At 60.6% G+C, this 8382-nt stretch carries 7 protein-coding genes and 2 pseudogenes; 1 reads left to right on the top strand and 8 read right to left on the bottom strand.

Annotated elements, in window-relative coordinates:
• Window positions 1–253, bottom strand: a pseudogene (locus tag XF30_RS39700) (integrase core domain-containing protein); the annotation flags it as partial.
• A 68-nt stretch (window positions 254–321) separates the two neighbouring features.
• Between XF30_RS39700 and XF30_RS37415 the strand changes: the two are divergent.
• A complete protein-coding gene (locus XF30_RS37415; RefSeq protein ID WP_109145492.1) occupies window positions 322–1344 on the top strand; it encodes an IS110 family RNA-guided transposase in 1023 nt (340 codons plus the stop codon).
• A gap of 258 nt (window positions 1345–1602) precedes the next feature.
• On the opposite strand, the pseudogene XF30_RS37410 reads toward XF30_RS37415, so the two are convergent.
• From XF30_RS37410 to XF30_RS37385, 7 genes and pseudogenes are all read right to left on the bottom strand, one after another.
• Window positions 1603–2103: pseudogene (locus XF30_RS37410) on the bottom strand (DDE-type integrase/transposase/recombinase); the annotation flags it as partial.
• A gap of 39 nt (window positions 2104–2142) precedes the next feature.
• Window positions 2143–2457 carry a hypothetical protein gene (locus XF30_RS39695; RefSeq protein WP_225130970.1) on the bottom strand — a complete coding sequence of 105 codons (315 nt, stop codon included), beginning with the start codon at window positions 2455–2457 and terminating at the stop codon, window positions 2143–2145.
• A gap of 84 nt (window positions 2458–2541) precedes the next feature.
• Window positions 2542–3339 carry a hypothetical protein gene (locus tag XF30_RS37405; protein ID WP_225134041.1) on the bottom strand — a complete coding sequence of 266 codons (798 nt, stop codon included), beginning with the start codon at window positions 3337–3339 and terminating at the stop codon, window positions 2542–2544.
• A 57-nt stretch (window positions 3340–3396) separates the two neighbouring features.
• Entirely contained in the window at window positions 3397–4740 is a 1344-nt protein-coding gene (locus XF30_RS37400) for a PDDEXK nuclease domain-containing protein (protein WP_109145491.1), read from the bottom strand.
• Window positions 4737–5978, bottom strand: coding sequence for a tyrosine-type recombinase/integrase (locus XF30_RS37395; protein WP_109145490.1), 1242 nt, complete (start codon window positions 5976–5978; stop codon window positions 4737–4739). Before XF30_RS37395 ends, XF30_RS37400 begins: the two co-directional genes overlap by 4 nt.
• Before the next feature lie 144 nt (window positions 5979–6122).
• A complete protein-coding gene (locus tag XF30_RS37390; RefSeq protein WP_109145489.1) occupies window positions 6123–6746 on the bottom strand; it encodes a JAB domain-containing protein in 624 nt (207 codons plus the stop codon).
• Between the two features lie 132 nt (window positions 6747–6878).
• Window positions 6879–8141: an adenylate/guanylate cyclase domain-containing protein gene (locus tag XF30_RS37385; RefSeq protein ID WP_109145488.1), complete on the bottom strand. Its 1263-nt coding sequence runs from the start codon at window positions 8139–8141 to the stop codon at window positions 6879–6881.
• Window positions 8142–8382: the final 241 nt, after the last annotated feature.

The raw sequence follows: 8382 nt of genomic DNA, 5'->3' as shown, positions 1-8382 counted from the left end.
TTTCTTGTACGCCAAGTGGCGCGGATGGAGCAACGGACGATCGGCGGAGCTGGTCGGGGTTGCGCAGCCGATCGTCCGTTGCGGTGAGGTGGGCGGCGTAGGCCGCGGGGGTCAGGTATTTCAGCGACGAGTGGGGACGCTGGAGATTGTAGTCGGCGACCCAGTTGGCGATCTTGGCGCGGGCGTCATCGAGATCGAAGAACAGGGTCTCGTTGAGTAACTCATCGCGCATCCGGCCATTGATGGGGAAGACGGCCCCGCTCCCTCGGCGCCGGCGATATTACTGGCGATGGACGAACCCGCTAACAGGAGCATTCACCTATGGAAGTCGCGACAATTGGGTTGGACATTTCGAAGCACGTATTTCACATCCATGCAGTTGATGGCCAAGGCCAAGTGGCCGGTCGTCAACGCCTCCGGCGAGGCGAGATCGTGTCGTTCTTCTCCTCGCTTGCACCTTGTCTAGTCGGCATTGAGGCCTGCGCGACTGCTCACCACTGGGCGCGGGAGATTCGGCAGTTTGGACATGATGTGAGATTGATCCCGCCGGCGTATGTTAAACCCTACGTACGAAGAGGAGCCAAGAATGACGCCGCTGACGCGGCCGCGATCTGCGAAGCGGTCACCCGTCCCAATATGCGTTTCGTTCCCATCAAGAGCGGCGAGAACCAGGGCTTCTTGATGCTTCATCGTGCAAGAGGCTTGTTGGTCCGGCAACGAACCATGACAGCCTGCGCCATTCGAGCTCATTTTGCTGAGTTCGGCATCATCGTCGGGCAAGGCCGGCAACGGGTGGATGGTCTGGTGGACTTGTTGGATGACGAGGAACTGACGCTACCGGCCCACGCCCGCATCGCACTAGCCGTCCTTGTGAACCAACTGAAGGAATTGGACCGGCAGGTCGAGGCCATCGAGCGCGAGCTAGCTCAGATCCAGCGAGTAAATCCGATGGCGAAGTTGCTGTCCTCAATTCCCGGGATCGGTCCGATAACGGCCACGGCTCTCGCCGCGACCGTGCCGGACGCAACAATGTTCCGCTCCGGGCGGGAGTTCGCGGCCTGGCTAGGCCTGACGCCGAAGCAGCATTCCACCGGCGGGAAGGATCGGCTCGGCCGGATAACGAAACAGGGCGATTCCTATCTCAGGCACTTGCTTGTCATCGGGGCACGCAACGTCGTTCGGTATCCAAAGGCCCGGTCCCGGATCGGAGATGGCTGGATCGAAGCTCTGCTTGAACGGCGTCGGCCCATGGTTGTTGCTGTCGCTGTTGCCAACAAGTTGGCTCGGATCATCTGGGCAATGATGACGACCGGTGAGTTCTATCGGCCTAAGCTCGCGGCCTGAGCTGCCGCGATTCCTGGCCACCCTAAGGTGTGAGGGCAGATGACAGCGTGATGGAAACCGGCGGAGCTGGGGATCGAGAAAGCCCGAAGAGTTTTAAGCGCAACAAGCGCGACCCGTTGATGAGGCCTCGATCCGCGATCTCCATCAGGGCCAGCGGCCATGCTATCGGTCGCAATGACAGGCCGTATACATGAACGCACCCGACCGATATCCAAAATGCTGCAAAAATCCCTTGCATCCGCGGGGCCGTCTATACATGAAACTCTCGACGAAGCCGTTCTGCATCGGCTTTCCCGGCGCAATGAAGTGCCAATCGATGGCTGCGTCCTTGCACCAAGCGAGCATGGCGTTGCAGGTGAATTCGGTGCCATGGTCGGACACGATCATTCCTGGCTTGCCGCGTCGCTGGACGATTGCCGTCAGTTCGCGGGCCACGCGCCGCCCCGAGATCGACGTCTCCGGAATGGCGCCCAGGCATTCCTTGGTGACGTCGTCGACGATGTTGAGGATGCGGAAGCGTCGGCCATTGGCGAACTGGTCGTGGACGAAGTCCAGCGACCAGCGCGCGTTCGGCCTCGCCTCGACCAGGATCGGGGCACGGGTCCCCACGGCCTTGCGGCGAGCCCGCCGTTTGCGGACGGTGAGCCCTTCCTCGCGGTAAAGCCGGTAGATCCGGTTGATCCCCGATGCCTCGCCCTCCCGCCGCAGCAAGACGAACAACCGGCAATAGCCGAAACGCCGCCGCTCGTTGGCGAGGTTGAGGGGCGCGGTTTCGAGCTTGGTGATCCGTAAGCAGTGTTAATCGAAGTCCGGATCTGGATAGCGCTGCTCGATGACGTAGCGCATGATGTTCCACCAGACATTCTCGATCGTGTAGTCCATCGGGTTCATTTTGCGCGGGACCAAATCGCTAAGAGTTGTTGCTATGCGAACATGCCCGGGAGCCTTGATCTCTGGCTCTCTCGCGGGCGGTTTGCCCGATTTGACGGACAGATTGGCGACGATGAGTGCGGTCGGGTCGTACTCGAGAGTTGCCTGCAAGAAATCGCCTTTGTCGATAAGGGGATGAGCCGTCGTATGCGAGATGAGGGCCTTCTGCAGTTTGTCTCCCATGGCGATGTACGGTTCTAGGAGGCCGTCTGCCTGTAGGCCCAGTAGCCAACGATCGTGCGTGTCGAGTGCGCTCGGAAAGTCGCCCTAGTGAAAGTCCGCTCTGCCCCCGAAGGTGATCTTCCCGTAACCGTCAACATGGTCGCGTAGGGCATCCATCAGCTCGACGGCGCGGCGCGGATCTTTTTCGGTTAGGACCGCGTCGATGGCTCCCAACACTTCCTCCATATCGAAGACAATCTTTCTCAGCTCTTCCTTCTGCTCCACAAACATCTTCGGGATTTCGCCGACGGGATTTGGGAGCGGAAGTGTCCAGGGAAATTCGATGTCGTTTTCACTGAAGCGTCGATATGGGATGTTGAGCTGGTCCAAGAAAGCGGCCGACTGATAGTAGGTCTGGCTCTTCAAGCTGTGCTCGATCTGATCGAGCGCGAGTTTGCGCGCTTTGATGCGGAAGGCGTCCTGGAGCGCGGTGGTGCCGACGACATAGCTTACGGGTGAATGGGTGCTGCTTATCGACAACGTATCGACTATCTGCCGTGCAGATAGCAGATGCATCTCGCCTTCGTCCTCTTTTCCGACGTGGAGAAGTGCGAAAAACCCTTCGAGCGGAGCTCCGCCGACATCAACGACATAGCTTTTAGGGATGTGGTGGGTCGTACGCCGATCTTGAAAGTATTTGGCTTGGGTTGCGCCGACACGAGGCGGAACCTTGTCCGTGAATCGCTGTGTCGTGGTGCGGCGTTGGATGAGGAAATCGGCGCCGTCGGTGTCGACGCTGCGCTCAAGCACCCAAAACCGATCGATCAGGAACGAGCGCGTGCGTGCCTCTCCGACGATGCCATTTTCCATAACCTTGAGCCACGTCGGCCAACTGTCTTCCACGAGGTGGGTCCTATGCTTCTATGGGGGTCGCGATAGACGGCTTTCGCGTTATCATTTTCATCCGTTGTTGTTCAGTGCCTTGAGTTCGGCAAGGAAGACCGTGCCGATTTCGACCGCCCGTTTCGCGGCCTCCGAGTTGACGTCCACACCGTGCGAGGCTGCGTTCATAGTTTGCAGAGTGCTGAGCATCTGCTCGGTGCTGGCCGGCACCGACCCTTGTCGGCGTAGGTCGCGCAGCATGTTCATGATGCCGACGGGCCGATCGAAGACGACGCCTCTCTTGTCGGCGAGGTCGCGCACCGCGCGCTCGATTTCGATGCGTAGCTTGACCACAGACATCAACGGGAACTCTCTAGCAAACTCCGCTACCGTCGGGAGATCCTCCTCGAGCTGGGGCGGGAGCGCGGCGGAGAGCTGATACTGGGCGACGCCCATCGGCTTGCTGGAATCTCGCAGGGCGTATTCGACAATTACCTCGTTGCGCCCCTTGCACAGGATGATGCCGATGGTCGGCTTGTCGTCAGGATGACGCAATTGCTCGTCCACGGTGGACAGGTAAAAGTTCATCTTTCCTGCGAACTCGAGTTTGAAGTCCTCGATCTTCAGTTCGATCACCACGAAGCAGCGAAGGCGCAGATGATAGAATAGGAGGTCGAGGTAATAATCTTGCCCGCCGACTTCGAGATGATATTGGCTGCCGACGAACGCGAAGCCCTTGCCGAGTTCGAGGATGAGAGAGCGTAGATGTTCGATCAGGCCGTGTTCGAGATCACGCTCCAGCATCTCTGGGCCAAGCGAGAGGAAGTCGAACGTATAGGGGTCTTTGAGGATCTGCTGCGCAAGCTCGGATTGCTCGGCCGGTAGGGTCCGCGAGAAATTGGTGAGTGCGCTGCCTTGCCGGGCGAAAAGCTTGCTATCTATCTGGTGGACAAGGACGTTACGACTCCACCCGTGTTCAATAGCCTGCCGAGCGTACCAGGTGCGCTCCTCGCGCGTCTTAAGGGCATCCAGCAGGCGGACGTTATGGCCCCAAGGCAATAGTGCAACAACCTGTTGCACGAATTCGCCGTCGGGCCAAGCCTCCGCGAAGGCGCGCATATACTTGAGATTTCGGGCGGACAGACCTGTCATCTCGGGGAAGGCGCGGCCAAGGTCGTCGGCCAGGCGATCGATCACCTTGGCGCCCCAACCTTCTTTCTCTTGCCGAATGAGAATGTCGCGGCCGACAGTCCAGTACAGCAGGATCAATTCGCGGTTCACCGATAGGCCAGCACGATGCCTCGCCTCGGCAATCTTCGTCTTGAGATCGCCAACGAATGCCGAGTAGCTCTGCGCGTCGATCTCGGTCGCCGGTCGCGCGCCCTTTCGCGGAGCCGCGGGCCCGGAGGGGCGCTTGGTCATGCCGCTGCTTTCAAGCGCTTCTTAGTGAGCATAGAGCGGACGAACTTGTCCCATCTTGCCATACCGGCACGCTTCTCAGGCATGTAATGCCAGCGGTCGTAGTTCTTAGAGCTGACGTCTTGCAGCGCATGATTTTGAAGACGATCTCGAATTTCCTTCGACACGCCAGCCTTGCCGGCCAGAGTCTTGAACGTTCGCCGGAGGTCCCGGTTTGTTGCATACGGGATCACGCCGCGGTCTCGCTGGCGCCAAACGAAGCTATAGAGCGTACCGTGGCTCACGGGCTTGGATGGGTCCTTCGCTGAGGGAAAGAACCAGCCGTACTTATTTGGGTTGATCGACGCAATCAGTTCGGCGGCGATCGACGGCACTGGGACGGCGTGCGGCTGAAGGTTCTTGGTTTTGGACCAGTCGATGATCTTCTCCGGCGCATCCCATTGATCGACATGCAAGCGCGCGATTTCTTCGACGCGTTGACCGGTCAGCATGATCAGCTGCACAGCGCGAGGATAGGAGGGATGAACCGGCGTATCGGGGCATTCCAGCCAGCGATAGAGTTGAACGAATTCTTCTTCGTTGAGCCAGCGCGTGCCCTGGACCTTGGGTTCGGTCGGAATTTCCGAGGCCGGATTGTATGGGATACGGAAGCGGCGCGGGGATGTGTTCCGATAGTCGTTGTCCGATTTCATCCCCCAACTATATGCCGCGTGGATGTAACATCGCACGTGATCCGCCATCGAGCGGGCGCCACGCTCGTAGATCGGTCGGATAAGCTCGACGATCTCCTCAGACTCGATTTCGCGCGCGAGTCGGTTGCGCCCGAGCGTGTCGGCGATCTTGTTAAGCCCTTTCTCTGTCTCCTTCCAGGACGGCTTGGCGGCGGCCTTGAGCGACGCGACATAGCCCTCGAACAGATCAGCGACGGTGCCGGGGCGGGTATCTGTTGCGATCTTGATGCTCCGACCCTTCTGGATCACATCGGCGTAGTCGCGCTTGAAGATCTCGCGCGCCTGAGCCAAGGACGTGGATGGATAAGCGCCGAGCTTCTTTTTCGCACGTTTGCCGTCCCGCCATTGCTGCGCCATCCAGTCGGCCGTCACGCGCTTCGGCATCGGCTTGAGGACGAGGACGAGTCGGCCGGTACCTCGGCCTTCACCATCTGCGAGGTTTTCTTGTTTCCGGTTGAGCTCGACGCGCTTCAGCGCGTGTCGGATCGCGGTGTCGGTCAGGCTTGGCATGGCGTTTTTTCTGTTCCGCAACTGGGATCGGTCGGGGAGAAACGGGGATCGTTTGCTGGGATCGGAAGGCCGTGCTCTACCCCTCTAACCGCTCCCAATTTGCCATGGCCGCCCCCAGTGCGCAATGCGCTAAAAGTACTAATTTTATAGGTGTTTTAAAGGTATCGAGCGTGACCAAGCGTAATCGCGAAGGGGGGTAGTGGGGTGATTGTGCACCAGGATCAGCGCGGTCGCGGACAGCTCGAGCGCGCGCTTGATCACCTCGCGCGGGTAGACCGGGGTGTGGTCGACCGTGCCGGTCTGCTGCACCTCGTCGGAGATCAGCTGGTTGCGCTTGTCGAGGAAGAGCAGGCGGAATTGCTCCTTGTCGGCAAACGCCATGCTTGTGCGGCAATAGGCGATCACCTCGTTCCAGGATGACAGCGCGTTGCGGCTGTTGACCTCGCCCTTGGCAACGCGATGCGCGGCCGCGGCGATCAGCTTGAGCTGGTTGATCGCGGACTCGCCGACCCCCTCGACCTCCCGCAAGCGCGCCACTGGCGCATGCACGACCTCGGCGAACGAGCCGAAGGTCTTGATCAGCGTCTTCGCCAGCGGCTTGGTGTCGCGCCGCGGCAGCGCGGCAAACAGCGCCATCTCGAGCAGCTCGTAATCGCTGAGCGCATCCGCGCCCGCGCTATAGAAGCGCTCGCGCAGCCGCTCGCGATGGCCGTGATAGTGCGGCGTGTCGTCAGGTCTGCTCTTGTCGTGGTCCGGCTTGGCGGGCATCGGCCGCCAGCATTGCCGGGGATGGTGGTTTTTGCAACCGTCAATTGCGCGCGCCTTGCATAGGTGCGCTTCCGGCATGAAGCGGATGATGATCAGCCGACCGTTTTTCCCGCCCTTCGTCTCAGCTGGCGATCATGGGCCCTGGTGACGCCAGAAGCTATCGTTGGGCACGACGCCTGCGGGATCGGCAGCCAGGTCCGGCCTGATACGATCGAGGAAGTACATCGGGGTGGGCCCCTTGCCCTTCACCTCGATGCTGCCGCGCGGTTCGCAGGTGAAGCGCGCTTTGACCAGGTTCCAGGTCGCCTCGGCAATGTTGATCCGTCCGGGATCGGCGGCCGCCTGCAGACGCGCGGCGACGTTCACCGCGTTGCCCCAGATATCGTAGCTGAACTTGCGCGTTCCGACGACGCCAGCGATGACCGGGCCGGTGTTGATGCCGATTCGCGCCATCCAGAGCGGCAGCCTCAGCCGTTCGCGCTGACGGTTCGCCTTGGCGAGCAGGTCCTGAATCTCGAGCGCCGCCAGCGCGGCATCGACAGCGTGCGTCCGGTTGATCTCGGGCAGGCCGCCGGCACAGAGATAGGCATCGCCGATGGTCTTTATCTTTTCGAGCCGATGGCGCGCAATGATCTCGTCGAACGTGCTGTAGTACTCGTCGAGCTGGTGCACGACCTGCGCCGGCTCGATCGCCTCGACGTGCCGGGTGAAGTCGGCGAAATCGACGAAGAGGATGCTGACCGACTGGTAGAAGCGCGGCCGCACCTTCGCGTTGGCCTTGAGCTCCTCGGCGATCGCAGGGGGGAGGATGTTGAGCAGGAGCGCATCTGATTTGCTCCGCTCCGCCTCCGCCATTGCGCGCGCCTTGTCGAGCTCGGCCAGCATCTCGTCGCGCTCGCGGAGTCTACGTCTGAGCTCGAGCTGAGCCACGGCCTGACGCGAGATCCGCCGCACTGCTTCTTGCTGCTCGAAGCTGAGCTCGCGCGGCTCGAAATCGATGACGCAAAGCGTTCCGAGCGCGTATCCCTCCTCGCTGATCAGCGGCATGCCGCAATAGAAGCGCAGCCCGAACTCGCCGGCGACCAACGGCGAATCCCTGAACCTCGGATCCTTCGTGAGGTCAGGCACATACATGAGATCGTCATGGCAGATCGTCGCCTGGCAGATCGAGATCTCCTTGGGCACGTGCGTAAGGTCAGGCGGCAGGCCGCACTTGGCCTTGAGCCATTGTCGCTTGTCGTCGAGGAAGGTCAGCAGCCCGGCGCTGCAGCCGCAGATCTGCGCCGCCAAGTCCGCCAGTTCATCATAGGCGATCTCCGGCGGCGTATCGAGAATGCGATAGGTTTCGAGGGCTTGCTGCCGCGCCTGCTCGTTGTCCGGCAGGTAGATCTTCATGTCGTCCGCCACCGCTCGACAGAACCCGCCATGACCATATCTCCATGCCCAGTCAAGACGCCTGCATTAGAACACCGGAGGCGGATCATGGAAAGGTGCGACTCCCTGCGCAGTCAGCGAAACCGACGTGATTGTGGTCATGCTTTTCCTATCATGCACGTGCTTTCACCTCGACGTCGGCCGCCTGTTGCCCGTCGCGTGCGTCTCAGCGCTGTTGTGGGGGGCCTTCTGGCGAAGGCAA

Origin of the sequence: Bradyrhizobium sp. SUTN9-2 (assembly GCF_003122645.1) — a bacterium.
GTDB lineage: Bacteria > Pseudomonadota > Alphaproteobacteria > Rhizobiales > Xanthobacteraceae > Bradyrhizobium > Bradyrhizobium yuanmingense.
The sequence above is the reverse complement of the archived record's forward strand: the minus strand, read 5'-3'. Positions and strand labels throughout refer to the sequence as shown.

What these genes read in the sequence shown, in the direction of transcription:
- XF30_RS37415 (WP_109145492.1), top strand. Translation starts at nt 322, where the DNA reads ATGGAAGTCGCGACAATTGGGTTGGACATTTCGAAGCACGTATTTCAC.
- XF30_RS37395 (WP_109145490.1), bottom strand. Translation starts at nt 5,978, where the DNA reads ATGCCAAGCCTGACCGACACCGCGATCCGACACGCGCTGAAGCGCGTC.
- XF30_RS39695 (WP_225130970.1), bottom strand. Translation starts at nt 2,457, where the DNA reads ATGGGAGACAAACTGCAGAAGGCCCTCATCTCGCATACGACGGCTCAT.
- XF30_RS37385 (WP_109145488.1), bottom strand. Translation starts at nt 8,141, where the DNA reads ATGAAGATCTACCTGCCGGACAACGAGCAGGCGCGGCAGCAAGCCCTC.
- XF30_RS37400 (WP_109145491.1), bottom strand. Translation starts at nt 4,740, where the DNA reads ATGACCAAGCGCCCCTCCGGGCCCGCGGCTCCGCGAAAGGGCGCGCGA.
- XF30_RS37390 (WP_109145489.1), bottom strand. Translation starts at nt 6,746, where the DNA reads ATGCCCGCCAAGCCGGACCACGACAAGAGCAGACCTGACGACACGCCG.